The organism is Vibrio sp. OY15, from assembly GCF_000742455.1.
Classification (GTDB): Bacteria; Pseudomonadota; Gammaproteobacteria; order Enterobacterales; family Vibrionaceae; genus Vibrio; species Vibrio alginolyticus.
In genome coordinates, this window is the sequence record NZ_JPIL01000002.1 from 83182 (window position 1) to 109684 (window position 26503).

Annotated in this window: 22 protein-coding genes and 1 pseudogene; 4 read left to right on the top strand and 19 right to left on the bottom strand. The window is 46.0% G+C overall.

The genetic code is table 11. The features are described from left to right. Positions 1-18: 18 nt before the first annotated feature. The 11 genes from IJ23_RS03745 to IJ23_RS25385 form a co-directional block, all read right to left on the bottom strand. Complete coding sequence (locus tag IJ23_RS03745) at positions 19-2646, bottom strand: hypothetical protein (RefSeq protein WP_033905429.1); 2628 nt, start codon at positions 2644-2646, stop codon at positions 19-21. Between the two features lie 94 nt (positions 2647-2740). Next, positions 2741-3859 (bottom strand): hypothetical protein, encoded by a 1119-nt coding sequence (locus IJ23_RS03750; protein ID WP_033905430.1) that lies wholly within the window; start codon positions 3857-3859, stop codon positions 2741-2743. Positions 3860-3930: 71 nt separating this feature from the next. Then, positions 3931-5190 carry a hypothetical protein gene (locus tag IJ23_RS03755; RefSeq protein ID WP_033905431.1) on the bottom strand — a complete coding sequence of 420 codons (1260 nt, stop codon included), beginning with the start codon at positions 5188-5190 and terminating at the stop codon, positions 3931-3933. Beyond that, positions 5190-5651, bottom strand: a complete 462-nt coding sequence (locus tag IJ23_RS03760; protein WP_033905433.1) for a hypothetical protein — start codon at positions 5649-5651, stop codon at positions 5190-5192. The genes IJ23_RS03755 and IJ23_RS03760 overlap by 1 nt, the downstream gene beginning before the upstream one ends. A gap of 56 nt (positions 5652-5707) precedes the next feature. After that, on the bottom strand, positions 5708-6547 hold the full coding sequence (locus IJ23_RS03765) for a hypothetical protein (protein ID WP_048626752.1): 840 nt from the start codon (positions 6545-6547) through the stop codon (positions 5708-5710). Positions 6548-6662: 115 nt separating this feature from the next. Further along, positions 6663-8060, bottom strand: a complete 1398-nt coding sequence (locus IJ23_RS03770) for a hypothetical protein (protein ID WP_033905434.1) — start codon at positions 8058-8060, stop codon at positions 6663-6665. Continuing rightward, the gene (locus IJ23_RS03775) at positions 8057-8404 is read right to left on the bottom strand and encodes a hypothetical protein (RefSeq protein ID WP_033905435.1); all 348 of its coding nucleotides are present in this window, start codon (positions 8402-8404) and stop codon (positions 8057-8059) included. The genes IJ23_RS03770 and IJ23_RS03775 overlap by 4 nt, the downstream gene beginning before the upstream one ends. 3 nt (positions 8405-8407) lie before the next feature. Then, complete coding sequence (locus tag IJ23_RS03780) at positions 8408-11080, bottom strand: hypothetical protein (protein WP_033905437.1); 2673 nt, start codon at positions 11078-11080, stop codon at positions 8408-8410. A 128-nt stretch (positions 11081-11208) separates the two neighbouring features. Next, positions 11209-12021, bottom strand: coding sequence for a hypothetical protein (locus IJ23_RS03785; protein WP_033905439.1), 813 nt, complete (start codon positions 12019-12021; stop codon positions 11209-11211). Then, positions 12021-12536, bottom strand: coding sequence for a hypothetical protein (locus IJ23_RS03790; RefSeq protein ID WP_050550058.1), 516 nt, complete (start codon positions 12534-12536; stop codon positions 12021-12023). The genes IJ23_RS03785 and IJ23_RS03790 overlap by 1 nt, the downstream gene beginning before the upstream one ends. Positions 12537-12547: 11 nt before the next feature. Further along, on the bottom strand, positions 12548-13108 hold the full coding sequence (locus tag IJ23_RS25385) for a hypothetical protein (RefSeq protein WP_033905440.1): 561 nt from the start codon (positions 13106-13108) through the stop codon (positions 12548-12550). A 289-nt stretch (positions 13109-13397) separates the two neighbouring features. On the opposite strand from IJ23_RS25385, the gene IJ23_RS03800 reads away from it, so the two are divergent. The 3 genes and pseudogenes from IJ23_RS03800 to IJ23_RS25535 all read left to right on the top strand — a co-directional run bounded on the left by IJ23_RS03800 (position 13398) and on the right by IJ23_RS25535 (position 16175). Beyond that, positions 13398-14822 carry an AAA family ATPase gene (locus IJ23_RS03800; protein ID WP_033905442.1) on the top strand — a complete coding sequence of 475 codons (1425 nt, stop codon included), beginning with the start codon at positions 13398-13400 and terminating at the stop codon, positions 14820-14822. Beyond that, positions 14819-15448 carry an HNH endonuclease gene (locus IJ23_RS03805; RefSeq protein ID WP_033905444.1) on the top strand — a complete coding sequence of 210 codons (630 nt, stop codon included), beginning with the start codon at positions 14819-14821 and terminating at the stop codon, positions 15446-15448. The genes IJ23_RS03800 and IJ23_RS03805 overlap by 4 nt, the downstream gene beginning before the upstream one ends. A gap of 326 nt (positions 15449-15774) precedes the next feature. After that, positions 15775-16175, top strand: a pseudogene (locus IJ23_RS25535) (regulator). 25 nt (positions 16176-16200) lie between these two features. Here IJ23_RS25535 and IJ23_RS03815 read toward each other — a convergent pair. Together IJ23_RS03815 and IJ23_RS03820 are read right to left on the bottom strand one after the other, a co-directional pair. After that, entirely contained in the window at positions 16201-17664 is a 1464-nt protein-coding gene (locus tag IJ23_RS03815; RefSeq protein WP_033905446.1) for a DUF5677 domain-containing protein, read from the bottom strand. Between the two features lie 459 nt (positions 17665-18123). After that, positions 18124-19023: an HNH endonuclease gene (locus tag IJ23_RS03820; protein ID WP_033905447.1), complete on the bottom strand. Its 900-nt coding sequence runs from the start codon at positions 19021-19023 to the stop codon at positions 18124-18126. Between the two features lie 469 nt (positions 19024-19492). Between IJ23_RS03820 and IJ23_RS03825 the strand changes: the two genes are divergently transcribed. Then, positions 19493-20824 carry a Fic family protein gene (locus IJ23_RS03825; RefSeq protein WP_033905448.1) on the top strand — a complete coding sequence of 444 codons (1332 nt, stop codon included), beginning with the start codon at positions 19493-19495 and terminating at the stop codon, positions 20822-20824. A gap of 65 nt (positions 20825-20889) precedes the next feature. Here IJ23_RS03825 and IJ23_RS03830 read toward each other — a convergent pair whose 3' ends face one another. The 6 genes from IJ23_RS03830 to IJ23_RS03855 are packed head-to-tail and all read right to left on the bottom strand — an operon-like array spanning position 20890 to position 26403. Beyond that, on the bottom strand, positions 20890-21387 hold the full coding sequence (locus IJ23_RS03830) for a hypothetical protein (RefSeq protein ID WP_033905449.1): 498 nt from the start codon (positions 21385-21387) through the stop codon (positions 20890-20892). 13 nt (positions 21388-21400) lie between these two features. Then, positions 21401-22009, bottom strand: coding sequence for a hypothetical protein (locus IJ23_RS03835; RefSeq protein ID WP_033905450.1), 609 nt, complete (start codon positions 22007-22009; stop codon positions 21401-21403). A gap of 9 nt (positions 22010-22018) precedes the next feature. Further along, positions 22019-22687, bottom strand: coding sequence for a hypothetical protein (locus IJ23_RS03840; RefSeq protein WP_050550059.1), 669 nt, complete (start codon positions 22685-22687; stop codon positions 22019-22021). 21 nt (positions 22688-22708) lie between these two features. Then, a complete protein-coding gene (locus IJ23_RS03845) occupies positions 22709-24283 on the bottom strand; it encodes a hypothetical protein (RefSeq protein ID WP_033905451.1) in 1575 nt (524 codons plus the stop codon). Further along, complete coding sequence (locus IJ23_RS03850; RefSeq protein ID WP_033905453.1) at positions 24276-24707, bottom strand: DNA-directed RNA polymerase subunit alpha C-terminal domain-containing protein; 432 nt, start codon at positions 24705-24707, stop codon at positions 24276-24278. The genes IJ23_RS03845 and IJ23_RS03850 overlap by 8 nt, the downstream gene beginning before the upstream one ends. 46 nt (positions 24708-24753) lie before the next feature. Next, positions 24754-26403, bottom strand: coding sequence for a hypothetical protein (locus IJ23_RS03855; RefSeq protein ID WP_033905454.1), 1650 nt, complete (start codon positions 26401-26403; stop codon positions 24754-24756). Between the last annotated feature and the right edge of the window lie 100 nt (positions 26404-26503).

Genomic DNA, 26503 nt, shown 5'->3' on the forward strand with positions numbered 1-26503 from the left:
TGTCCCTTTGGTTGATGGTTATGGTTTGATGTAGCGGATCGAGAAATGCGAACCCCGAATAGGCGTGGATGCACCTCTGTCTAAGAATTGAATAAGCTCACCGTAGTATAATTTTCCTACCCATCGACAAGTCGTTGGCACGGCATCGAAGTCGTTGGAATCACTTTGAGCCTCCGCTATAATTTTATTGCTTTTGGCGATTGCAGAGTACACAGTCGATGAGTTTGAAGCATTGCGGCGTCGTATCGCAGTCCATTCAATTTCGTAATACCCCTCAACACGAACATCAAAACCAGCAACCGGAGCGTTGTAGTTAATCAAATCAAACGGATCGAGGAAACATCCTATCCAATTCTTGAACTCCCATGTAATGCCATCTATCGTAAGGTTGCCCTCTCTTAGCCCCGCATTACAGCCCAAGGCAACCTCTCCAGCGCGTGATGAAACACCCGCTAGTTTACTATCAACGTAGTCTTTACGTGCGAGAGAGTTACCAGCTGAGCTCTGAGGCGAACCTGCATATACATTGCCGTCCTTAATGTCTACATAATTACTGCGGCGGTTAGTGTAGAAGCGCATCCGACCCTCTGAGTTAGATAGGATCTGAATACCAGAACGGATATTGGTGCCATCATAGTAAGAGGCTAACGCCCAATGCGCACTTGAACTATCTCTACAGTTGATACTGAATCCCGCACGGCCATTCGTCGCCCATGATGAATCCATAAAACTATTATCCATACGAACGGAATCAGTCGAACCACTCCATGCGCCAACTGTTATTTCACCCTCAGTGCGAACCAATGAGCTACCGAAATAGACACCAGAAGTAAACTTTCCTAAATCATTGATGCGAAGCCAGTTGCCGTCTGTATTACGAAATGCAGCTCGCCCACCTAATGAAATGCTCTGATTGAGCATTACATCAATCCCTTTAGCAAAGGTGAACGAGGAGTAAGAGTAAAAGCCGTTTGCGGCCTCAGTCTCCATGTGGCACCAAGATGAATTACGAGAACCAATCCAAGTTTTCTTTGTAGAGTAATCAAGCTCTAAACCCTTTCCATCAACAGAGTTAATTGCCCCTAAGTCTTTATTGTAAGACGTATAGCTAGTGACCATTCGCCCTTTGACAATACCCGCTGGCTGGCTTGCCCCCTTATTGCTAACGTATGGCGTTATGGTGTGACTACACATGTATCGAATAAGAATGTTCGTACTGTAGGCACTACGTGTTTTTACATAGATGGCGTAATTGTCACCGCTAGTATTCACCCAACCAAACTCACTAAATGGTAAGCCGCTAGGATGGTCTGTAATAACCTGACCATTTAGACCTTTAGGGTTTCCGTTACTGGCTCTCAGAGTCATTTGATGTCGTGACGACTGATAGTGCAAGTCAGTGTTAAAGCCAGCACCACCAAAGAACTCAATAACCGCAGTAGAGCTTGATTGAGGCATCGTTACGTTAGCAACCTGACACCAAGAATTATCACTTCCTAAAGAGGTACGGACAACTTGAGTACGGTTGTTTTCCTCGGTGATTACCTTTTGCCCTTGAATCTTGATAGGAACATTGGAATTAAGCTCTGAGCGAGTCAGATCTAGCTTGGCCACTCCACCATTATGAGCACCACCCACCGCGATTTGAACGTAAGCATCCGACGAATTAGAACCGTTCGTTAAGTAAACCGCCCGACGATTACCAATCAACCCGTACCCGTCCAGCTTAACTTGCTCGCTCGATGGAACGTTATTACCAGCGCGAGTGCCTTGCACTTCAACACTACGATTCGAAGATACCGACTCTGTAGCGTTTAGGGAGCCGTATAGTGTTGATTCACCACCTTTGCGGATCTTTAATCGACTTGAAACGTCACTTTCTACAACCTCAAAGGTGCCATCGGTTTTCGTTTCAACATGAAAGCGCTTACCTGCATGACCTATGTGCAATTGAGAAACATTGGAACTGCCCTCATCAATGAGTAGGCCACCAGTCAATGTACCGCCTGACAGTTTTAGGTAGCGGCCATCGGCTTGCGCTTGCGTCATCTTTGAGGCTGCAAGGTCATACGCTTTCTTAACGGCACCTGCCGCCGCAAATTTCACATCGCTAGCATCATTAACCGCTGCTGTGAATGCGTAGTTCGGCACGTTTGATAGACCAACTTGAGCTTTCGTAACCTTGTGTGGGTTCGAGTTGTCTGATTTGTGTTGAGCAATGTTGGTTGTAATGGCCGCTACCGCATCTTCTTGATCCATGAGCGCGTCACCAAGCTCTTTGATTGTATCGAGCGCTTCTGCTGGCGCACCACCAATCAAAGCACTAATGCGGTTGTCAGTGTGGGTATTTGCGTTCGTCTCTGCTTGTTCTGCGCGGTCATAAGCTGCGTTACCGCGATTTAAACCCTCGATGCCTTTGTCGTATGCCTGTTTAACAGCACCAGCGGTCGCAAGTTTGCTGTTGGACGCATCTGTTACCGAGCTGGTGGCCGGATAGTTTGGTACGTTACCTAAGCCTACTTGTGCCTTTGTGACTCCGTGCGGGTTCGTTTTATTGCTAGCGTGTTCATCCACTTTTGTTGTGATTTCTTCACGCAATTTTCGAGCTGGACTACCACCAACTTGAGTCAATTTTTTTAATGCCATTCAGAAATATGCCTTTCTCAATTCAATGACCAGCAACTCCGACAAAGCGCCGGAGCACATCGTTAATGGGGAAGTAGGAAAGGAAACGTCATGTTTACTTGAAGCCGATAACCGTCACGATGTCGCCAGCTTGTAGCTGTTCACCGAACGTGATTGTGTTACCAGATAGACTCCATACACCTGCGTTCTGCATTACGCCGCAAACGCTTAGAACAAGGATTGCTGAGACTGTACCCGCTGGCAGAGCCACCGTAGTTGATGCAGATTCGACAGTAATATCTACCGTTCGGATCGCGTCTTTGATTGAGGCGCCTAGACTATCCTTGGTGGCATACTTACCGTCAGATTCCGCTTTGGTGTATGACGCGCCGCTAGCTGCTAGACCGCTACGCGCTTGTGAAATGATTTGCGATTTAGTGGTGTTCTCAAGCTTCGCTGCGTTAACGGCAGTTGCGCCAGCGTCTAGTGCGCCCACGTCTTCTGCGGTTAGCTCGACGTTTGCGCTTAGCGCGTGACCGTTGATGGTGCGAGTCTTTGGCACTGCATTCACAACGCGAGAGTCGTTACCCTGCATCACTGTGTTAGCGGTAGTACCAAAGTCTTTGTTGAATGCTGTTTTTTTCTCAAGAGCTGGTTCCGCACCAACGTCAGTCGCTTCAAGCACTACGTTACCGCGCTGACCATTAACCGATGAAACGGCATCAGTCGGTGTTAATAGTTCTTGCCAGTTCGCTAGTGTGCTCGCTGGTTGGCGCATAAGAACGAATGATTTACGCAGATCCGAACGGATTGCCATATCACTCTCTTGCGCTGTAAGAGCAAGCATTTCCGCTTCTGACTTAACAGGGAACGTTTCTTTGATAGCGATAGCTGGCAATTGGCCTTGTGGGATCTTACCTGTGCTATCTAGCGTAGCCACACCCTCTGCAACGCCTTTCTTGTTGTTAGGGATGTAGTCGTGCGTGTGGCTTGCTGGCGCTGCGCCCACATCTGAGTGAGTCAGGGTCACATCGCCCGTTAGTGGTTTGTTATTGATAGTGCGAGAAGTTGGGACAAGATTCGAGCGCGCTTCACTGACAACTTGTGCCTTGGTTTTCCCCTCTAGTTTTGATGAGTCTGTTGCGCGAGCGCCCGCTGGTAATGCACCAACGTCTTGCGCTGAAAGATCAGAAACAAGACGGTTGATGCGAGTTAATTTGTTTTGTGTAGCCATAAAAAATCCAATTTCGTTGTTAGTAAAAAGGGCATTTATGGGGAATAGGGCTAGGGGAATTTGAAAACTGATTAGCCGACCAAGGTGATCTCCGTTCCTGCTGCAATTTCGTCAACAAACTGGATAACATCACCGTCCGGTGAGATGGTGTAAGCAATATCTTTTGATTGCTGCACACCTTGTAGGAACACCAGCTTAATCGCGCGTTCCTCAAAGACTGGTGGAACAGTGAAAGTATTCGACGTACTAGCGAAGTGGCTATGGAATACTTCCATAGGCGCGCCAGCGATACCGCTGTTTATGATGGCTTCAAGGTTATCGATATGCTCTTGAAGCTCGGCAATGATAGAGCTTGAGCTTAGAGATGGGACACCTAGAGTAATCACCACTTCATCACCCGTTTCAAGTGGTTCGGCTACTTCAACCTCATTAGTGTCTTTCAAGAATTGCCAAGCACTGTCTTTGGTCTGCACGATACCTTGGATAGACAATGAATCTACTTCCGGCACTTCGTAAGGCAATGCGATTTTTGTTTCGCCACCAGACGCAATGTACGGCCAATGTTCAACCGACTTGTTGTATGCAGCAGCAGCTTTGTCGTGAACCAACTTGATGGCTCTCGCAGTGGCATAAAGCTGATCGTTATCTACGTTTATCTGACTGGTTGCGTCCCAGTTGTTTACCAAGCTAAGGCCAACTTGCGCTTTGGTTACATGGTGCGGGTTTTCACGGTCTGCGTAGTGCGCATTGGCTTCGGCGCGCATCGCATATTGCTTATGTGGATCGGGATGTGAAACGTGACCTTGTAGGTCATAACCGCCTTGTTCACGATCATCAAAGTTAAGGTGTTCACTTTTGAGTTGGGTAACGCCATCTGGCACGGTAGCGCGACACAATATCAAATGATGATCTTCAACCGCTTCCTGCGAAAGCACCTTAATTTCGGACGCTTCAATGTCTGACGCTAAATCGACTTGTTTTGTCTTTACGCCAAACTTATAGAACGCTTCGAGCACCACATAAGAAGTGGCACCAGCCGGAATCTCCACATCAACATCGTGTTGTTGTCGAACGGTTAACACATAGTCGTCGCGCTCAACTAACGCCACGCCAAATTGTTCACCACTGCTCACACGCAGTTTCATTCCACCAGCCGGAGCACATTCAAAACCACGGAAAATACCAGCGCGAACGATGCCGTAAAACTTACGGTTTAGGCTGTTACTGGCCAGTGGTTCTAGGTACTGCGTATCGGTGATAAGCGGTAGCGCTTGCCAGTCCGTTAGCAGTGGCGGGATGATGATCGTTTCTTCGAAGTTTGGGCGACTCATTAGGCACCTACCTGCGCCAATTGAGCGCTATCCGTGCGAGCCGTGTTAATCACGATTTCTATCGATAGACCACGGTCAGAGTAGATCCAAACTGGTTGAGTGACAGCCACTAGAATCAGACCGCCGCTCGCATCTTTCACGCCGACGCAAGAGAACTGGTATTGTTCATCTTCTGCTAGCGTACCCGCTGGCAAGTTTGCCGTGATTACGATATTGCCGTTCACATAGGCGTAGTTCGCCTTAGAACGGTAAAACACGTTTTCAACGGTTGTCTTATCCAGTGGGATGGGCATGCAGCTAGGCTTGCCCTCAATTTCTTGGATAAGGTCAAAACCCCATTCAAGATCGCCAAATTGGAAATAAGGCTCAGTACCATTGGTAGGCAACGACGACAAGGCGCGTTCGTCGTAATAACGATTAAGCAGTTCACACTGCGATAGGACTACTTTTTGTGTAAGCACCTTTACGACCTCGTATAAGTCGTGGCGCTTTAATGGGACGGGGAATAGGAATAGGGTTAATAGTACCGTCTATCAATGGAGATCGCATCTAAGGGGATCGCATCCATTCTAGGTGTACCATACATAGGGCTAGCAGGGCGTTCTTCCTGTGTCGTCGTTCCAGTTTGAACGAAATCCTGTTTATAGATCGGTGTTGATTCTATATCGGTCGTGGTCTGTTTTCCAACCGTAACATGGTCAGAATAGCTAGGTATTTCCACCATATCCATGACTTCAAATTCAATAGAATACAATTGGCCATCTAAAACAATTCGTAATGGGATAAGAGGATGCACCACTCGCTTAATCTTCGCTTCGAATGCTCGAATGGCTTCCTCGGTAATGCCGTCCTCACCTGCAATGTCGTTCAAAGGGATGCGAATAGCACCGCGACTAGTCAGAAAAAAGTCGCTCGGGTTTAGTCCGTTTTGCAGCTCCAACTCTGACTCGGGAACTAAGAACGTGCCGTATGGAAATTGCTCTTGGTCTACTGGCGCGTAGATTCGTTCCCACTTAACACGTAACCCTTTAAATTCACGCGCGAGCGTTGAGATAAGTGGATAAATGGTCTTTTTAAAGTGAATTTCGTCCTTACGCTGCATCACAACGTGTGGCAAGTCCTCATCGGCCACTTCTCCTAGTGGGAAGATTTTTCGCAGCTCTTTAATGTCTTCTAGCAGCGATTCTTTGTCCATTTCGTACAGTGAAGAACGCGCTTTAAGCTTTTCAATGTATGACTCTACGTGAGTTTCAATTGACTCTGCGATCGCGCTTGCTAAATCTACCCAAGCGGTTTCCTTTTGACGCGCCTTGGTTAGCTGGCCAGATAGCCATTTTCTGAAGTCTCCAAATGCCATGTTTTTCGCCTTATTGGTGTAAAAGTTTTCGCATGCGAAAACTATACGGGATGATGCTTCTTAAAGTTCTCGCATGCGAAAACATCCGTGTCTTTCTTGCTCCGTGCGAAAACTTCTATGAGTAATCGAAGTTCAGTTGAATGGTTGACGCATTCACATCTAAATAGTGGTAAGTATCAATCGGGATGCGGTCAAGAATCCCAACGACTTCAACCTCAAACTCTTTAATACCCAAAGTCACGTTGAGCTCTTGGATGGCATCCCAAATTTGGTTTTTGGTAATGCGCTCATTGCGACTTGTCTGTTTGCCAAATTTCTCATCTAACGCATCGGCCAGTACCTTTGTCGCCCATTCTGGATTTGAACTTGGGTAAAGCTTACCTTTGACCGTCACGGTAAATGGCACGTCCTTACGCTCCACCAGCTTATAGCGCTCGTTATAGCCCTCTCGGCCAGCGAATAGAACTTGGATTTCCTGATTCAAAATCTCGTCGGTTTTATCGGCAGAGTAAGCACAAATAAAGATCGTATTGATGTTGCGAACGTCCGGCGTTCCTGTGAGTTTTTCCTGCTCCGCTTCACCCCAAATCGACAACCAAGTAACACCAGAAATATTGCGCTTAACAAAGGTCATGTAATCCGAGTCCCACGCTATCTGCTCGTCATAGATTGGCGAGTAAAGGGCGTTGTTTCGGATTGATTCAATGTCTTCCGGCTCTGCACCGCCGATAATGCTGGTGGAAGTTTTGATTGAGAGCTGGTCTTTATAGGCGCTTTGAATCCCCATATCGATAAGCTCTAAATACTGCGCATCGAGTAGGGTAGTCACACCATTAGTCAGCCATAGCTCAAACTCAATTACATCACCTGTCGCTGGCGCACGACCGTTATTGTTGTTACCAAAACGAACGCCTAACTGGTCGGTTGGCTTGTAATACTCCATGTAGGCTTTGGATTTGCCGTCTGTATTACGAAACTTAAAGACGTGCGTCCAGTCTTCTCCGTTCACACGCACGATGATGTTATGAATACGCTTAGTCAGCTCTTGAGGGAACGCCACGGCCAACCAGTTTTTTCCCTCATCGACCGTGTAGTTCATCTTGGACACTTCGAACTGTTGCACCTCTACTGCGGCGCTTTCTTGCGGCATAAGATCAATGGCTTCCATTAGCGTATAGCGCAATTGATTGTCAGCCACGCATTGGCTGTATTTCGGCAAGGTAACGCGCTTTGTTCCGGTATTGGTCACTAGCGCACAGCCTTTCGATGGCGCTGCTTTTCGCCCTACATAGCCCTCAGTTTCAGCACCCGCCAAAATGGAGGTGCGTTTAGTGGCTAGCGTCAGGTAGGATTCTTGCAATGCACGGCTACTGATTGCTGCCATGCGTTCAACAATCTTGGCCACAAATAAGCAAAGGTAGTCAACGAACTGCGAACCTATATGACGCGACCACCAGCTTGAACCAGCAATCGCCTCGTTAAAGGTCTTTTTGACTTCTTCTAACTTGCTCAAAACGTAATACCTCTCTCCAACGTTTGACCGTTCACAACGATCGTCAATTTGTAGGCATCGATACCGTTCACGCTTGGCTCTACGGCAATGCCTTGAACCACCGCGTCTTTCACGTCAATTGGGAGGGTTAATAGGATTGAGTTTTCGATAGCTGCTGCTGTGGTTTCGTTTATTGGTTCATGCTTGTATGCCCCTAATCTGTTGCCCCATTTTGGAGCGCCCCAAACTTGGCCTTGAGGTGTATCGAGCCATTCAGAGACGCGCGCAACGATCGCGTGTTTCTCATCGGCTACTTTTACACCGTCAATATCGACCCGTAGTAAGTAATCAATTTCTTGGCTCATCTATTACTCCATATCAGCGCTTTGACGCTGTAACGAACGGTCATCAAAGTTGAGAGGAATAGAGCCGCTAGCCTTAGTGGCTGACGCTGGCTTGTCTTTGCTTGAGCTGCCGCTAGGCGCTGCAAAGATAGTGGTCGGTTTGTTGTTATCACTGCCGCTAACCGCGCGCCCAATGGCATCCAGTGAATGTTTGCTAAGTTCCACGGTTTGAGGCTTGCCGCTCTCTTTGAGGTCTTTCATTGCTGCCTGTGCTTGCAGCTCGCTAACTCGCTCATTGCGTTGAATGGATGATTGAGTCGCAACCGTCTTATTCGAGGTGTTTTCGGTGTCCACTTTCACCACGGATTGAGTGTCCGTTTTCTGGTTACTTAGCTCGGTATTGATGGATGATTCATGGCTGGCTGTGGTCACGCTGTTGGTTTGCGTGTTGTTTGCAGCCTTGGTTAGTGCGGCTACAGCCTCAGCCTCTTTACGGCGTTTGATCTCCGCATCGACGGCGGCCACTTGTTCAGCTTTCTTATCTGGCGAGTAAACTTGGCCAAGCTCGGGATGCTCGACCATGCCGGACATATCCATGCCTGTTTCATTAGCCACTTGCACACGTTTGTCCTGGCTAATACGTTTTTCTCTTTCTACAGCTAAGTAAGCTTCTTTGTAGCTAATCCCTTGCTCGCTGGCCTTTTGCGATGCCTCTTGAGAGGTCACTTGAATTGAGTTTTTCGCATCAAGTTCGCGCATGGCTTGGCTATCATTGGATGTTTTAGCCGTGTGGTAGGCTTCGGCGTTCTTAAGGTGTTCTTCTTTCTCCGGTTGAGCTTTCTCAGCCTTAGAATCCTTAGCCTCTTTGTCGTCCTCAATCTCACCGCCAAATAGCTTGTAAATGCCTTTGGCCATATCGCCAGAATCAAAGGTCAACGCTTCCTTAGCGCCATCAAAACCGAACGCCCCAAGCGCCGAACCAAGCAAACCAGCACCGCCACTGACTAGGCCACCCAAATCGAGCGCGTTTGCCAATGCCATTGAGCTTTTCTGGCCAGTTGTCGCTTCTTGGCCATCTTTGAGATTGAACGTCTCTTTTTGTTTGTCTTGGTCAGTGAATCCGCTAAACGCATCGTAGGCCATTAAGGCCGGAGCAAGGAAAGGGATCGCCTTGCCAGCAACAGAGCCGATTTTAGACATACCTTTAAAGGCGGCACCCGCCATCGATACGCCCTTGCTGGCCACGTTTGAGGCTTTGCTGCCAATGCCTGACATTACCGATTTAACTCGGCCACGCTTACCGTCAGCTTTACGACCACGGCGGCGTTCAAACATATCGCCAGCTAGGTCTAATAGGCCACCTTGGCCATCGTTCGCCACTGCTTTGGTTGCCGAAATCAGATCGTCGAGCTTATCTAGTACATCATCGAATTGGCGTTCACGATCAGCACTCGATTCATGGAGCACTTCAAGCATGTTTGCTCGGTAGCTCTGTTCTTTGGTGCTTTTGATCTCACTAGCTGTGCTTATCCGGCTAGAATCACTCCCAACAAGATTGACAGGCATGTTACCCCTAGCACCATCACGGTTAGGTCGATCACTAGACGTAATTTGCGTTGAATGGCTTGTCTCGAACGAATCTTTTGTCGCTGATAGTTGTTCATGGCTAACTGTCTCTATGGCTGTGACGGCCTGACTGTCTGCCTCTGGCGCTTGCTTGCCTCGGGTAAAGAGTCGGCCTAGTTTCGATTCTTTTAGCTTGTCCTTGGTTGAGGTGGCCTTTTCGGTCACATCATCCAATGCTTCTTTAGCGTCTTGCCCTAAGTGATAAAGCTCTTTAGCGGAGTAGAAGAACGAACCACCAGCCGCAGCGCCAGCCGCATCGGTCGCGTCGTTTTCTTCCTGTAGGAACTCTTTCACGTTATTGATGGCCAGTTGCTTAAGGCTGGTGGCCACCTTGGCAAAAACGTTCTGGCTTTCCTTTTCCGTGTCGGTTTGCTTTTCAATTTGGCGCTCTAATGCGGTTTGCTGTGCGTTCTTGTAAGCCGATTGCTCTTGCTTACTCGCATAGCGACCATCGGAGCGTCGAAGCTTGCCGTTAGCGTCTTCCCAATAGCCCTCAAACTCTGCCAGTGCGTCAGAGACAGCCTTTTCTAACTTCTCTGGCACATCATCAAGGATTGAGGTATCCAAACGTTCAGAATTGGATTCTGGCGCTTCTACATTCACGACAACGGGCGCTTGTTTTACTGGCTCGCGCGCGTCCTCGCTTTTCAGCGTGTCAGCAATCGACTTTACGCCACTTACAGAGCTGCTTTGCTCGATCGCTTTGGAGTCCGGCTTGGCTTGTGTTTCTGCTGGCTGACTAGGCGCAAATGACAACTCAATTTCACCTGTACGCTTGGTCTTGGTTGCACTTGGTTTAGGTGTGCCGCTTGATTGTTGTTTTAATCCTTTTTGTGGATTAATGCTCGGAATGGTAGAGACGTTAAGAGAGGCATTGGAAACGCCCTTAGTTACCGCCTTTTCGATGCCCTTTGTATCCACTGCAAGGACGGCCTTTTGTTGGCTCGTTGGTAGAGTCTTGCCATCGAGTTTGCGACTAATCTCAGATAGCACGGTCAGCTCTTTGTCACTGGCTCGCTTCACTGCATCAACAACCAGTGAAAGATCAACCTCTTGTTGGTTTCTGTCCATTTTTCACCTTGTCTTGGAGCGCTTTATCTAGGCTTATGGCCATCGTTTGAGGTGTTTTGAATACCGCATCGATAGGCTGGCCACCGTAGATCGTTAAGTTCTCAATCAGTACGTTCCAACCAACGTAATCAAAACGTTGTAATGAAGTCGTTATGCCGAAAGGGTAAGAGCAACGTTCGAGTTGCTTCACCTCCTTGCTCGATAACTTTCTGGCACTGCGGAATGGTGGCGACTAGGTAGTAACGCCCCTCGTCGTACTTGGTGAGCAATCCGTGACGCGCATTGCGTAGGCACTTTTCAACCTTGGCAAAGGCCACACGAAATTCCGTGTTGAGGTACATCGATTTCAATAGGTCGATTTTCCACACTAGGGCATCGTCTTGGTCTTTGGGTTGATCTTCGAACGTTAGGCAGTAGGCCAGCTCAGTGAGCGCCATGTGATTCGCTTGCTGCTTCCATTCAGCGCTGTCCGGTTCGTACTGGTCGCGCTCATTGCGAATGTTCTCAAGTTGCTCCGCTTCGTAACCGGTTAGTGGTTTCACGTTCGCTAGGTATGACTTGCCTTTCACGCTTAAGGTGATCTCTTGTTTTGGCAATCCATTGAGCGCTTTGGCCGATTCCATTAGCTCGCCCATATTGAGATCGAGATAGTGAGTTTCTTTGCAGTGCTCGCACTCATAGCTAAAGGGAATAGTGCCTAGCTCGCTGGTGGACATAAAAATCCACCACAATGCTGCGCGGCGATCTTCACCAGTCCATAGGCCGCTATCACTCATAGGGCGCTTACTGGTGTCTTGCATGTGGTTCAGATAGCGAGTTGTATTGGCTTCCTCTTGGTACTCGTTGAGGTCGCAGAACAATAGAGCGTCTTCCACGGTTGGGACTCGAAACTCAATCACTTCTGAAATGTTACTTGGTAGTGGAAATGATGGAATGTGCATTACAGTACCTTGTTACCTACAGACATAAATTTTTGGAGAATGAGCGGGAATGACTGAATCTGGTTGCCGTTTTCGCGTGAAAACATCACGTTGCCAATCTTGGTAGGAAAGACTTGATAGCTCTTATAGAGTGACTTTTTGCCGTCCTCATTGAGCGTGAATATGTTGATTTTGAACACGTACTCTTTGGGGATGTTGAGTGTGCCGTCTTGGTTTCTGACTTTCTTTATTCGGCTTTCAAACCATTTAGAAACAGTCAGGTTTTGGTCATCACGAACCGTTAGCGTGATTTCGCCAACACTGCTGTATGTAGGCAGCGCAATCGAGCCAGAACCGACTTGGAATGAATCCGCATCGATAGAGCCAGCACCAAAATCAATATCCTTTACGTAAATATCAAAGTCCGTTGGCGCGTCCGGCGAGTCGATTTCTACCGCCCATTGCCAGCCTTGCAGCCACGGCTTATTCATAAAGTTATTGGTCGCGCGTTTGGCGCGCTGCATGTATGGATTCATGGCGGCCTCGCTTAGAGCAACGATACTGGTGGAACAATGGCACGGTTCGCGCGCATTGAGTTTTCAATCTCGGCTTTACGTGCGGCTAGATCAGGTTCGGCAGCAATATCGGTCACATCCAACTTGCCAGCGATGGCAATACGGCGTTGACGCTCTGCGTTCGGGATAGTGATCAGCAATTCCAGATAATCGCCAAGCAAGCTAATGCACGGCGTTGGAAGCTGGAACGAATCAAACGGCTCATTGAGTACGTTTTGCATGTACATCAATGTCAGTGGGAATGTTTCTGCGCCCGTTAATTTCAGTTCAAGAACGTTGCCCCAAACCTCGCTACGCACATAACGGCCACGGTCATCTTTGACCACCAGCCTTGCAGCAAAGTCGGACGGTAATTCAAACTGATTGCTATCGGCTAAGTCGCGTTGTTGGATGCGGGTTTTAGTGGTAAATCCGGCAACCTCTTGGTACTTGGCCAGCGCTTTACGCAGTAGGCTTAACAGCGCCTTTTCGTCGTCGTGGAGCAAGATAGGGAATCTCGCTTTCACGTCTTCGAGTAGTTCAATCGGTGTCATGGCCGCTCCGGTAGTGGCGGCGCATTTTGAGATAGGGGGCAGGCTTGGTGAATCTTAACTCAAACGAATAGGGCACGCGATTTAAACTTTGTTATTGTCGATGGACAACAAAGACTGAAACTCACTTTTGGACAAAAGCGTGTTAGCGACTTTACTAATTTAGTTCATGACGAATAACTAGAAGTATGGCTAACGTACAATTGACTGCCAACAGGCCTCAACAACTATACTTACTAACTTGTATGTGAGAAATTCCATATTAATACAATCGGATAGTGTGGATAATCACATGGGATTCAGAGTTAATACCATCGCAAATCATGAGCTTTGGCATTTGGGGTCAACTGAAGAGAACGCTTTTACTGTAATAATAGGAAATAACGGGTGTGGAAAAACGCAGCTGTTAGTTGATACTTGTGCTTATTATCAAGAAATGTACTCTCAGTTGCTCAATAGCGACAAACCTAACGTAGCTACAGCAGTCCGTGATGTAAAGGAATATTCTGCTGAGTGGAGTCTATTAGGAGAAAGGTTCGGCCTTTCTTTACCAAAAAAGTTGATTGCAGCGTCAACGAGTCAGTTTGAAAAGTTCCAACAAAGATGGAAGAGTAAGAAGGACATTCAACAAAACGGGTTTTATGCCTACGTAGGTTCTAAACCTTATTCACCATTTCAAGCACCTTCAACACGTATCGCGTCGAAAGCAATTCAACAATTATTGGGCAATGAAAAATTTGAAACGAGAAAACTTGTTGCGTTAACAAATTTCCTGCATAAGTTCGATTTTGGTGGTTTATTGCGTTTGCGTTTTAATGTGGCTATTTCTAGCGATGACTTTACAAATTTGCAAAATGGCCAACAATTACAGCCCAAAACAACTCTGATACTGAAGGAAGCCCTAGAAGAATATGAACAAGAAGAAATCCTTGGGCTAATCCAATATTGTGAAGAAATCTACAAAGAACCAGAATTCCTTCTTTCTTTAGATCGCAATGCTTTTACATTAAAACACTTAAGAAAACACGAAGAGACCTTTTCTGACGTTGACATTGATCGTCATGTCGTTTCCACGCTGCTTAGGGCTGGACTTATCGAGCTAGAAAATCTTGAGACAGTTCGTCACACAAAAAGTCCCTCAAATTATGTAGACGATCTTGATATATCAGATGTACCTCTGACGGGCTTAGCTAAGCGTAGTTCTGGCGAGCAATGCTTATTCTTGCTCTTTTTGGGTATTATTTCTTCTATAGAAGATGATGCACTGATCTGCATCGATGAACCTGAAATCAGCCTTCATCCGCAATGGCAAGAGAAGTTTGTAGACATTCTTAGGGACTCATTTTCAGGCTATCAAGGGTGCCATTTCCTTATCGCAACGCACTCTCCCTTAATTGTGTCAGACATCTCCGCTTCAAATAGTTGCGTGTACGATATGGTTAATCGCAAGTTAATTGATGCTCGCCCTCATAAAGAGCGCTCTGCAGATTATCAGTTGGCGACGTTGTTCCATAATCCAGGCAATAACAATGAATATTTGATTACTCAAATTATTGAGGTCTTGGATTCTGTCTGTAAGACAGAAAACCCTCCCGAAGAAGCGTTAATAACTGCGAATTGGCTATTGAGCTTTGAATCTCAATTGGAAGAACACGATAAAGTCAGAGTCTTACTGGGAATTATGCGCTCAACTTTGTTGGCTGGAGGGTATCTATGACCCCTTTTGTTCTGAACGAAAATGACGAAGCGATCATCAAAAGCGTGTTGGAAAAAAACGTATCCCCTAATGAAAAATGGGCGGATCCTGCGGTGACAGAACTCAAAACTAGAATGAAACGACATTACATCGAACAGCAAGAATATTGCTGTGCTTATTGTAAGGTTCACAAACCTTCTTTGCACGGTGGGGATTGGGATTTAGAACATATCATGCACAAAAACAATTTTGATAAGTGGATGTTTCACCCAGAGAACCTCTGTGTCTCCTGTAAAGAATGTAATGGATACAAAGGTACATCGTTAATTACCAAATCCCCTACTTATAACAAATTCCCCACTCGGTCATCGAGTTACACTATCGTCCATGCACACTACGATAGGTACGAAGACCACATAACCGCACTGGTGCCTGGAATAACCTATAGGTATAAGGGGGATAAGCATGGTAAAGGATGGAAAACCATCGAAGTGTGTGGGTTGTTGCGCTACCACGAAGAGGGAGGCCGAACACAGGTTGACCCAATCATCCAAGCTGTATTGCGTTTGGCTGCTGATGACCAGAGACAAGAAAACTTGCAGCTTGCTATCGAAATGTTACAAAGCAAAATCAACGCACTAAGTTAGTCTGAGTTGCACTCTTAACTGATTGTATCCGAAAAGTTGTTTGGTATTAGAAAATCTATGAAAAACTCTTGAAGTTAGACGGGGCGCATTTACTTTCTCCAGCACGAAATGGGGCAGTTCTGCGTTAAGATGATCTACCCCGCCAGCAAGCCGTTAGACAAAAATGCGTTACGAAAAATCGAATATTAGCAATTCATTAATAACTCTTTGTAAGTCAAATATTGCCAGCTAATAAGCTTTCGTATAGTACGCACTTTGGGTGCTTACTGTGAATTCGATTGCATACCTGCATCCTATAAAATGTCTCTCTTTTGAGGGACAATTCAATAAAGTATCACGAAATTACTAAAACTATGTTTTTCGTGAATTTGAATGTGGTTTAACCGTCGAAGAAGCTGCCAAACTTTGCTTAAAAACTGTGAGAACGATGGAAGAATGGGGTAAGGGGAAATCTATTCCTTCAGAGTGTAAACGCTTGATGAGGATGAATAAGGTTAGGGAGTTGAGTTTTTGTGAAGATTGGGTAAATTTCGTAATGAGGCATGATCGTCTAGAGCTTCCGACAGGGCAGTTGGTCACAGCGCAACATGTGCTTATCGAAGTAGCTTTGCTTGAATTAGGTTCGTCAAGTGATATTAAAACTGCTCATCAAGTTTTGAAATATGCTCGAGCTTTAAAAAATAGTTTAATAAATAGGCTCCAAATGGACCCTATTTGCAGATACTAAACTTAACAGAATAGTAATATGTTTATCATTCAGGTAATCGGTCACCAAAAGTAGGATATGCGCTATCTAAATCATCAAGTATTCCGTTAATAATCAAGCATGCATCACGCAAAGTTTCTGGTAATTTAGTTGCTTTGGGATAACGATGTAATCTATGTAATGGGTTACCACATGTACAAAAACAAACTTCGCGAATTGCTCCCCAAGTAGCATGAGAATATGTTGAGGACCACGAATAGAACTTATCATACGAAGGTTTCAAACCAGCTTTTTCACTAAGCTTTCTTAAATCAGCGCCGCTCCAACTACCTAGATCAATATTTACAAACTCCTCCCATAGATCTTCTCCGGCTATCGATTCTAAAGTTTCGGTATTTATAAATTTTGGGGGGTCGATCAACTCATCAAACTTAAGTGCATTAAGTTTTGCTTGACCAGCTCCGTAGGTTCTCCACTTTTTCCAGAGGTTCTGATCATCTTTAACGACTAAATATCTCAAACTGATGTGAGCTTCCAGTATAGTTCTTAAACCAAGGCGAGAAAGAATTCCTACTTCTTGACTTGAGGCCAACATTTCTTTCAAGATTGATATAGTGTAAAAAGCAATACCGAATACTGCATCGTGTTTTGCGTCGACATCTGTTGTAGTATGAGTATCTACCCAGTGTTGCTCAAGCTTTATACACAGAGCATCAAGCTCTTCAAGACTACAATGCTTTTCTTCTATTTGTTCTTCTGTTTGTGGAATTAGCTCTAAACAAGGTGTATTTACCCAAGCTTCGTCCCAGAAGTTGTTAGCCCAAGTTAAATCTTTCTCATCATCCCCAATCGAATCTAACGGAATCTCACAAGCACGAATAGAAGGTCTGACTTTCCTAAGATCTACGTCATAAGGATACTTAAACCAAGGTTCAATGATTTCACGAGGAGCCTTCATTTTTCCACTAACAACTCTCAGCATTAGTCGTAGCCAACGACAGTCGGTTGCTTCTTGAGATTGATGTGGTAAACATAAACCTACTGCTGCCATTAATAATTCTACATCAGGCTTGCTTGGCGGTAGGAATTTAAGCCAAGAATCCCGGGCAGGTAGGTTATCAAATAGTTTTAGAACCGTAAGCGCTGAGCCCGTATGTGGGCTTTTAACTAAAAATGATATGAACTCTTCTCTAAGCTGTTCGTCCATACTTGCAAGTCCGGATATTGATAAATCATACAGACTCTCTTTTTCTTTATGAGAACTAACAAAATCGATAACTCTTTTAAACTCTGAAATTGCGTAATCTTGATTTTGAATAACTCTTATAACCGCAGCCCAAAGCATTTCAGGTAAACGTTCATTTGACCAGCTGGAAAATGTTACATTTTCTGAGAACTGAGAAAATGTTGATTGCAACTCAGAACCAACTTTCTTGTGGTCAAGTAACTGTGTTCTATTTTTCCCACTTTTACTCGGCTTTTTCTTTCTTCTATTCTTTTTCGCAGGCATTAGCCCCCCTCATTATAAGCAACTTGTTGCGTTTGTTGGGCATTTTGCAGCTTGTTCCTATTTGTCACACCAAAATTGTTTCTTGATATCAATAAATTGATTAGTTGCATACTAATGTACTTAAAAAGAGATTTCTTAATGTTGAATCACAAAGGAGGTTGTTCATGTATAGCAAAGAAACCGTTAGTTTTGTGGAATTTACCCCCGTAATACAACACGGGGATTTACAAACGAACACCACTAGAAGAATGGATTAATTTTTGTAGGGGAAAAGACCATGAAAAGGATGTGAATGAGTAAAAGGTCTACCAAATAATGGGGCAGGAGTTAGTTAGATCAATATATCTGTATCGTGCGATGACGTCCTGGCAAATCCACCTAATTACAATCACCGCGACGAATCACGTAGGGCTCTTTAACTAGAATACTTCAACTCCAAATGCTCGAGATAGTGATAGTTTAGCGAATCTGTGAGATCTTGAAGTTGAACTCGTTGTTATGCACTTCTAAATACTTTTCGAATCGATCACGATGCTGTTCACTCATCTCTTCAGAACAAAGTTCCTCACCACCTTGAATTCCCAAACCTTTTAACAGTGAAGTATCAAGGTTGGGTGATAACTTAGATATGTACTTCGAGCCCTTCTTTGTGAAGGTTAGCAGGTGCGCGTCAAAGAGTTTATCAACATGAGCACAGAGTAGAATACCATTTGCCCCATCAAGCCTCTGCTCATCACTTTCGCATTTAGACCAAGGCACTATATGAGATGCAATTAATATCTCGCGCACCGGTGTAAGGGTTAACGCACAGCTCTCACCATTACCCCAAACGTTGATGACGTTTTGTCTAAATTGCCCTTGTCCAACACGAGAAAGTACTAAGCTTTCGCGCTCAGTCTTATTAGTAGTAGTACCGAATATACCATCGATGTCTTGTGCTACGTTGGGTAAAGGCATTTTAGAGTGCTTTGCTTTATGGTTACCAACCGCATAGTAATTACCGCCAACAATATCTAGAGACATGTCAGAGACTTCTTCAATATACTCTTTTATCTTGGCGCTGCCTGTATCTGCGTAACCGTCGTTATCTTCATCCCATATTATTGGGAATGTTCTTAATGAATAACCTTCATTTTCTACTAGTTTTATATACTCAAGAGCTTCGCCAAATGCATTAACCCTACGCCCTTCGTTATTGAACTCCCAGGCCATTGAAAAAATCAACGCTCTGTTTCCGTTTGTATTGACATCCCACGCACCAAAATATACTTCCTTTTTTTCGTGATTCACAAAGGCCCAGCCATACCGAGCGTTGCGATTAGTTGCGCCGTAGGATTCCATAAATTTTTTTCGTGACATTATCTACCTTACTTAGTAGTTAGTTTTTATTTGTGTAAATATAAATGTTTGATTAGGTTAATCGGTGTTAGTTCTTAACTTTTGACCAGTATTACTTTTTGCATATCAAAGTTAACAGAAAATCTATGCTCATACTTTGGTTCATCACTTGTTTCGGTGACAAGGGTGGTTGCCGAGGTCAGCCCCAACACGTTTTAGGGCACTTATAAGTGTTACGAAGTGAATTTGAGAGTGACTTCCTGAAAAGCCAACTATTCGAAAGGTTTTGAACTTTACTGTCTACCGACAGTTGTTGATCACTGGCAGAGAATATTGATCGATTGGGATGGAAGTTAAGGGGACAACTGTATTATTGAAAGTATTCAGCAAAGCATTGCACCCCTTGTAACTACCAGATAGATAAGCGATTGACTCCCGCTGCCTGTGTGTAATACTGGATTCATTAAACATTTTGAAAAAGTTTCACGGCATGAGCAAAAAGATTGCGGGGGTTAGCCTCCCACCAGCAAAACCTACTGATTTTATTAAAGTAGTAGAGCTAATCGACAAGCTAGACCCAATTAAATACGGGTTTGATAGTAGCGGTAATTACTTGCACTGGAATGACTTCCAGTACCGTTCAAAAGAGTTTAAAGGCGACCAAAAGAGCTACGCTTGGCATGCCCTAAAAATCAGACGTGGCCTTAACGACATTTCGCTTGTTGATGAAAAGGGCAATCCGTTCCAGCTTAGTGCCGCCAGTCTCGACGCTAAGCTATTCCGCATCGATAAACAGCTTAAACTAGAAGATTTGCCGCTATCTGCTCAAGATAAAAAGGCACACCTAGTGAAAAGCGTGATCATGGAAGAAGCCATTAGCAGCGCTCAATTGGAGGGAGCGGCCACAACGCGCAAAGTGGCCAAGGAAATGCTTGAAACGGAACGTGAGCCTAAAGATGACTCCGAACGGATGATTATCAATAACTGGCGTTTGATTATGATGGCCGATGATCTTAAGGATGTAGAGCTCACACCAGAATTGATTAGCGGGTTTAATGGCATCGCCACCGATGGAGTGTTAGAGAATGAGCACGTTGCTGGCCAATACAGAACGGATGCAGTCATGGTTAGAGACGTGGCCACTGGCGATATTATTCATGAAGCGCCAGAACATGAGCACGTTTTGAAGCTCATCGAGCAACTATGTGACTTCGCCAACACCGACCATACCACCAGCACCAATTTTATTAACCCAATCGTTAAGGCTTGTATTCTGCACTTCATGATTGGCTACATTCACCCATTCATGGACGGCAACGGGAGAACGGCTAGGGCGCTTTTCTACTGGTTCATCCTTAAGCATGGTTATGAGAACTTTAAGTACGTCTCGATCTCTGCGCCACTTAAGAGCGCGCCAACCAAGTACGTTAGAAGCTACGTTTACACCGAAACGGACGACAATGACTTAACGCACTTTGTGGACTACCAGCTAACGGTCATCATCAATGCGATTGAGCGCTTTAACGAGTACATCAAATCTAAGATTGAAGATACGAGAGAGGTGCGCGAGCTGCTAGGCGAGTCCAAGCTTAAGAGCGTGTTGAAACTGCCGCACATTGTGATTCTGGCCAAGGGATTAGAAACAGCCGGACGTGTCTTTTCTGTTAAGGAAATCCAGTCTGATTTTGACGTGTCTCATACCTCTGCGCGCAAGTATCTTGAGAAGCTGGTGGAGCTGAAATTGCTGTTCAAATCAAAGGATGGCAACGAGAATACCTACATTGCACCAGCCGACTTGAAAGATAGGCTAACCAAAGCTTAAGAGCATCAAAAAAGCCGCCAAACTGGCGGCCTTTTTGTAGGGAATAGAACAGGACTGGTTGGCGATTAGAAATCTACCCAGTTGTATTGCAGTGTGATAGCTGGCTTAACAAGTGCTGCTGAATCTTCTGTCGATAGGTCGATCACGTCTGAACGTACTTTTACGTGCTCCAAACGGAATCGATGCGAGGTTGCACCCTTACCCTTAGTTGATTCAGGCGTAGACTCGATAACGACAGTGACCATTTTCTTTTCACGAACGATCTCACGTAGCATTTCTAGCACTGTACCTGTGATCGTTTCTACGCACGTCACCGCGATTTCACCTTTGTTCTCAAGCGCACCATTTTGGATGTAGCCCAAGCCCATTTGGCCAAAATCTTCTACGTCTGCACGACCCATTGCTGGAAACTGAGTAGAACGCACCAAAACGCTAAGATTAGGGTATTCTTCGATTTTCATCTCGAACTCTGTACCCATCATCTTTTCGCCAGCTTGGACGTTCTTAGTGAATTTCTGTTTTAAGAAATTCATATCGCCTTTTGCGTTAAATGATCCGGCCATAATTACACCTATTCTATTGGAAGTGGTTCGGAATCTGTGACTGATTAATCATTTGCTTAGGAGCGGCGGTAATAGTTACCGTGTTGTAAGCGAAATTGCCGTCTCGCGTCTTAGGGGCGTTAATGTCATAACTCACCTCGCTAATACGCATAGGCAGATTGAGCGCTTTGCCAATCTTGAATCTCGCATCATTTGGAACACGGCCACCAAGGCCATCGGAACTGACTGGAACAGTATTTTGGAGCTCGGGACTGATCATTTGAGCCAGGTATTTAATGGGATCATTAACCTCTGATTTGGCATTGGTGAACGCGACAAATTTCAGCGTTGCTGTGATTTCTGGCGGTTCGTTTCCTTGCCAAACTTGTTGACTGTTCCATAGTGTCTTACTCGTCTTATCCGACACGGTTTGCGCGACTGAGGACGTTTTATCTAGGGCATTGATGTTACCCACGGAATCGCCCTCAAACGGCGCTTCCCATATCGCTCTAAAGGCAAGCTGACACTCATCAGTCATGTAACCAATGACCGTAACCTCTTGACCGCCTATGACTTGTGTAATGGCGCATTTATTGTGGATAGACACGCCATCATCATTAGGTACGCCGACAATTACAGCCATTGCTTACCCTTACTTGTTCATACCGAGAGAATCGCTCATGCGGTTAGACTTTTTGCGAGCTGCTTTAGCCGATGAGCTGTGAGCTTTCGCGCGCGCTTTCTTAAGTGCTGCTTTTTGTGCTGCACTCATACGGCGCTTACGGCGATTCGTTTTGATGTAAGTTACCTTGCCATCACGGATCACTTTCTTAAGCGCTTCAAGCATCATGGATTCACGAACGGCGAACTCTGCAATCGCTTCGTCTGAGTCCACGTTGTCTAGGCCACGCTCTAGGGATTCAAAGATGCGATCTGCTGCTTCTGGATCTTCCAGTGCTTCTAGCATGTCGCCCTCTTTTGGCTGGCCAACTTGAGCAATGAACTCGCTAGCCGCTTCCTGTAGCGATTCGTATAGTGCTACTTGGCCATCGGTTAGCTCGGTATCGTCATCGCCACCAGCCATGCCAAATAGCATTGCGTCTAGGTTGTCGATTGAGCTGTCACCACCGTTAACCCACTGAACACAAGCCGCTGCTGCGTCTTGGCGAGCCATGATGGTTGATGCACGATTGATGGATTCAAGAAGTTGGTCTTCTGTTACAGACTCAAAAAATGCAGTTTCAGTTTGTTCCTGCTCGGCCACTTGTGGCATCACAAATGGGCGAGCAAGAACAGAACCCTCAGAAAACATTGATTTCATTCTATTCTTGCTCTTTGTTCATTAACGGATTAGTACAGGTTCACCAAGGATTCGACGCGCTGAGCCAGTTGGACAGAACGACCAAGTGACTTTCCAGTAGTCGATTTCGACTTGCTTAACTTCCAACGTCCAAGCGTTCTCGCCGTCTTGTGCTGGATTACGAGGTGTCACTAGCGCACCAACGGCTTCATAGCCTTCAAGGATGCTGGCCATACCGTCAGTTAGACCCTCAAGCGTTGCACCGTCAGGTTGGTGTTTTAGGCGATTACCTAGTGCGTAGAAGTCGCGTGAGATAGCGTCAGCAATAGACACGACTTGCTCAAAACGTAGGTAGTTTTCAGCCGCAGATGACGTTAGAGAGTCATCAATGAACAGGTTGCCGTTTTCGTCTGTGCCTAGTTTGTTTAGACGTGCCTTGTACATTTCTTGGTAGTTAGGCTCGCCAGCACCTTGGATTGGTTTTAGGCCAGTACGTTGGATAACAGCACGTTCAACACCTGCTGGTGTGTAGTGCCAACCGCCGACCGGAGAGGTCTTAGCAACGCCAAGCGCTTTAGCTGCAAAGCCGATACCCGAGCCGCCCCATACCGCCATGTTGCCGTAGAAACGACACTTAGCTTGGTAAGGGATATGCACGAATGAAGCGCGATGGTTGTTGAAGTTCAGACCTTTTTTGAACTCCAATGCCGCTTCGTGCGTTAGGCGAGGATCAACATCGAAGTAGCCAGAAATGCGTTTGTCTTTACAGATTTGCGCAAGGTCAGTGATTACCGCAGTGTCGTAGCAGCCCAAACCACAAACGTAGTTAAAGCTATAAACGGTAGTGCGTAGTGCTTTCACTGCTTTCTGGTAATCGTCAGCCGTAATGTCGCTAATATTGCCGTTGGTCGCGCCTGTGAATTTGGTTTTCGCAATTGCAGTAACTTCGCGTTTCGCTACTTCTGCATCGATGCGACAAGTTAGGTACTGCGAACGTTCTTCAAGAACAGTCTCGATAAACGCAGCGCTACCCATTTGGTCTACTGCTGTAGGCTCTAGGGATACAACCCATTCTTCTAGCACTACAGAGCCACCAGCCGCCTGTTCTTCCTCTAGGGTAAGAGTGAACATGCCAGCGCCGTAAGTCGCCTCGTCTGCTTTCGCAAGCGTGATAGAGCGGTTATCGGATTGCGCACCGTCTTTGATAGCGATCGCTAAAAATTCGCCATCTTCAAGTGACAGGTCAGCCGAGTAGTTGATCGCTTCGTTAGTGATCGTCACTTCGTCTGCTGGTTTGGTTAGCTTGATAGCTGGATAGGTTGCCGTTTTTGGTACGACACGAACCACAAGGCCATTACCGCCGCGCAAGGCTTCATCAAGAACGCGCATGCCGTCAGCCAATTTGCCAAGGCTTGAGTGGTAAGGCTTACCTAGCTTGTCTAGGAAGTTAGCCGCCGTCACCGGAATCACTTCGAACGGCTTACCTTTTTGAGACACAATCACACCGCCAAACACTAGCTGGTTAGAGCCAGTGCCTTGCTTAGTTGTCGAGTCAGCGTTAATTGGCGAAACCGCAACTTGTGAGACGTTATCCATTGAAAATTCAATCTTACTCATCTTCTGTCTCTTTCAGCGTTAGATCCTGTGCTGCAAGCTGGTCTACAATTTCTTGCAAACCCGCTTGAGCAATACCTTTCACCGCAATCACGTTGTCTTTCGTCATTTCGGTTAGTTGCTCAACCGTTGTCACACCGTGGTTAATCAGTGCTTTTTCAACGCTCGCGCTAAGCTCAAGCGCGGATAGCGCTGTGCCTTTGTCGCTGGTGGCTGTGTCTGGTTTCGTTTGAACTTCTGGTAGAACCGTTGGCTCAAGGCGAACCGAAACGAGGCCGTTTGGATAGGCCGCTTCCACTTCGTGTTTGAAGCGGTTCACGTTGAAAACTGAGAGAGGGAAATCTTTGGCCAGTGGCGGCATAACGCGACCCTGAACCGTGATTTCCTTTGGTGAGTGGTTGGTGATTAAAACGATCGTTTCTTTCATCGAATCCCCCAAGAGCGGCAGCCCGTAAGACTGCCGCTTACTTGCCTTATGCCGCTGCTGCTACAGGAGCTTCATCGATAAGTTTCACGCGGTAGAAGTAGTCTTCTCCGTCGAATGGATGGATTTCGCCGTAGGCCAGTTCGTATAGCGTGTTAGACGCTACTAGACCTTTACCGATTGGATGCGTGTACATGGTTGCTGCGATTGCATCACCTGCTACGTAGCCCGCTTCTGAGTGAGAAGAACCGCGACCGTAACAAAGCATGTCGTTCGTACCGATCACTACCGGACACTCGAACACTTTCCACATGCCGAACAACTTACCTGCGTAGTGGATAGCGTTTTTCTGTTGGTAGTTAGCCGGAGCTACGAAATATGGAGCACCTAGTGACTTAAGGATTGTTGACGCGCCAGTACCAGCAAAGATACCTGTCATGCCAGTTGTGCGAGTCGCTTGTAGGATCTTCGTAGAAACGTTTAGAAGAACTTCGTTTAGACGTTCACGATGTAGACGCCAATCTTCACCAGCCGCTACGTAGATATTGAATGTTTCTTCGCGCGTACAAGCAAAGTCCATATCTACTAGGTGGCGAGTCGCTTTTTCCGATGCCAATGTGTTGCGCATGTGGCTCATCTGTAGAGATTTCAGATCTTGGCCAAACTCGCGTTGCATTGTGAACATCGCTTGAATAGTCGCGTCTGCTGCGATTGCGTTTTGACGTGGGCGCAGTATACGAGAGTCCATATCATGGTCGATCGTTGGGATAAGGTCAGGGCGTCTTTCAATGTCTACTTCGAACTCGATGTGCAGAACCGTCCCTGCTGGTAGGGCTGATGTTGGAGTGACGGTAACTTTGCCTTTTGCATGGTCTATCTGACAGTTAATAACCATACCATTGTGAGTACCTGTCATTATTTGACTACCGTTGCTGTCTAGGTCGCGAGCCACACGTTTATGGTTAATAAATAGGGAAACAGATGTCTTCGTGAATGGGATTTCAAACTTGGTGTGTTGTAGGTCAGTCTTAGAGTCAAAGACGTGAGTTGTCTTAGTGCCGTCTGGTTGCTGTTCAGAGACAAACTTGTAGCGCTGACGCATAGACGAGTATTGGCCAACCGTTGCTTGGTCGATTTCAGTACCCGCTGCGAAGTCACCAAAGTTTGAGCCAGTGCGGCGGTAAACTTTGAAGATCTCAACTTCGTTCGCACCCGCTGGGATCATGGTTACAGCGTCAAGTGTTGCTGTCTCAAGAAGAACTGGAAGCACTAGGCCAACCATCTTCGCACGGATTTCAACACCCTCAGATGTTGATAGAGATTGACCGATCGACTCAAGCATCATTGCGCCTGTTGAGCCATCACGCTTAGCACCCTCTAGCATCATCATGTTACGCATAGTTGCGTGAGCTGATGCCATTAGCTCATCGCTAGGTAGGTGGCCGTAAGTATTTTCGTATTCACGCACCGCAGACTGCATGCCTGATACGATGCTAACCGCTGTTTCTTGAGACACTGACTCGAACATAGGCTCATTCGCAATGGCTGACAAAATAGCCGCGCCACGAGAATCGTCGTCAGTTAGAAATATGCCTGTTTGTGAATCGAATTGGGATTCGACACACAGATTATGCATTGCTTGAGCGCCTAAATGAATCGCCTCAATGCGTTTGTTGAAGTTAGAACGTTTATCTGCCATGTAAATAAACCTTAGTTATTAATTGAGTGTGTTCGGAATGGTTAAGCCGCAGGAAAGCGGTAAAAATTCGCTCAATTTCGGATAGTAGTTAAGATTTATT

Excerpts from the sequence above, each read along its gene's own strand:
- IJ23_RS03745 (WP_033905429.1), bottom strand. The coding sequence starts at position 2,646 with ATGGCATTAAAAAAATTGACTCAAGTTGGTGGTAGTCCAGCTCGAAAA.
- IJ23_RS03750 (WP_033905430.1), bottom strand. The coding sequence starts at position 3,859 with ATGGCTACACAAAACAAATTAACTCGCATCAACCGTCTTGTTTCTGAT.
- IJ23_RS03755 (WP_033905431.1), bottom strand. The coding sequence starts at position 5,190 with ATGAGTCGCCCAAACTTCGAAGAAACGATCATCATCCCGCCACTGCTA.
- IJ23_RS03765 (WP_048626752.1), bottom strand. The coding sequence starts at position 6,547 with ATGGCATTTGGAGACTTCAGAAAATGGCTATCTGGCCAGCTAACCAAG.
- IJ23_RS03775 (WP_033905435.1), bottom strand. The coding sequence starts at position 8,404 with ATGAGCCAAGAAATTGATTACTTACTACGGGTCGATATTGACGGTGTA.
- IJ23_RS03780 (WP_033905437.1), bottom strand. The coding sequence starts at position 11,080 with ATGGACAGAAACCAACAAGAGGTTGATCTTTCACTGGTTGTTGATGCA.
- IJ23_RS03785 (WP_033905439.1), bottom strand. The coding sequence starts at position 12,021 with ATGCACATTCCATCATTTCCACTACCAAGTAACATTTCAGAAGTGATT.
- IJ23_RS03790 (WP_050550058.1), bottom strand. The coding sequence starts at position 12,536 with ATGAATCCATACATGCAGCGCGCCAAACGCGCGACCAATAACTTTATG.
- IJ23_RS25385 (WP_033905440.1), bottom strand. The coding sequence starts at position 13,108 with ATGACACCGATTGAACTACTCGAAGACGTGAAAGCGAGATTCCCTATC.
- IJ23_RS03800 (WP_033905442.1), top strand. The coding sequence starts at position 13,398 with ATGGGATTCAGAGTTAATACCATCGCAAATCATGAGCTTTGGCATTTG.
- IJ23_RS03805 (WP_033905444.1), top strand. The coding sequence starts at position 14,819 with ATGACCCCTTTTGTTCTGAACGAAAATGACGAAGCGATCATCAAAAGC.
- IJ23_RS03815 (WP_033905446.1), bottom strand. The coding sequence starts at position 17,664 with ATGCCTGCGAAAAAGAATAGAAGAAAGAAAAAGCCGAGTAAAAGTGGG.
- IJ23_RS03820 (WP_033905447.1), bottom strand. The coding sequence starts at position 19,023 with ATGTCACGAAAAAAATTTATGGAATCCTACGGCGCAACTAATCGCAAC.
- IJ23_RS03825 (WP_033905448.1), top strand. The coding sequence starts at position 19,493 with ATGAGCAAAAAGATTGCGGGGGTTAGCCTCCCACCAGCAAAACCTACT.
- IJ23_RS03830 (WP_033905449.1), bottom strand. The coding sequence starts at position 21,387 with ATGGCCGGATCATTTAACGCAAAAGGCGATATGAATTTCTTAAAACAG.
- IJ23_RS03835 (WP_033905450.1), bottom strand. The coding sequence starts at position 22,009 with ATGGCTGTAATTGTCGGCGTACCTAATGATGATGGCGTGTCTATCCAC.
- IJ23_RS03840 (WP_050550059.1), bottom strand. The coding sequence starts at position 22,687 with ATGAAATCAATGTTTTCTGAGGGTTCTGTTCTTGCTCGCCCATTTGTG.
- IJ23_RS03845 (WP_033905451.1), bottom strand. The coding sequence starts at position 24,283 with ATGAGTAAGATTGAATTTTCAATGGATAACGTCTCACAAGTTGCGGTT.
- IJ23_RS03850 (WP_033905453.1), bottom strand. The coding sequence starts at position 24,707 with ATGAAAGAAACGATCGTTTTAATCACCAACCACTCACCAAAGGAAATC.
- IJ23_RS03855 (WP_033905454.1), bottom strand. The coding sequence starts at position 26,403 with ATGGCAGATAAACGTTCTAACTTCAACAAACGCATTGAGGCGATTCAT.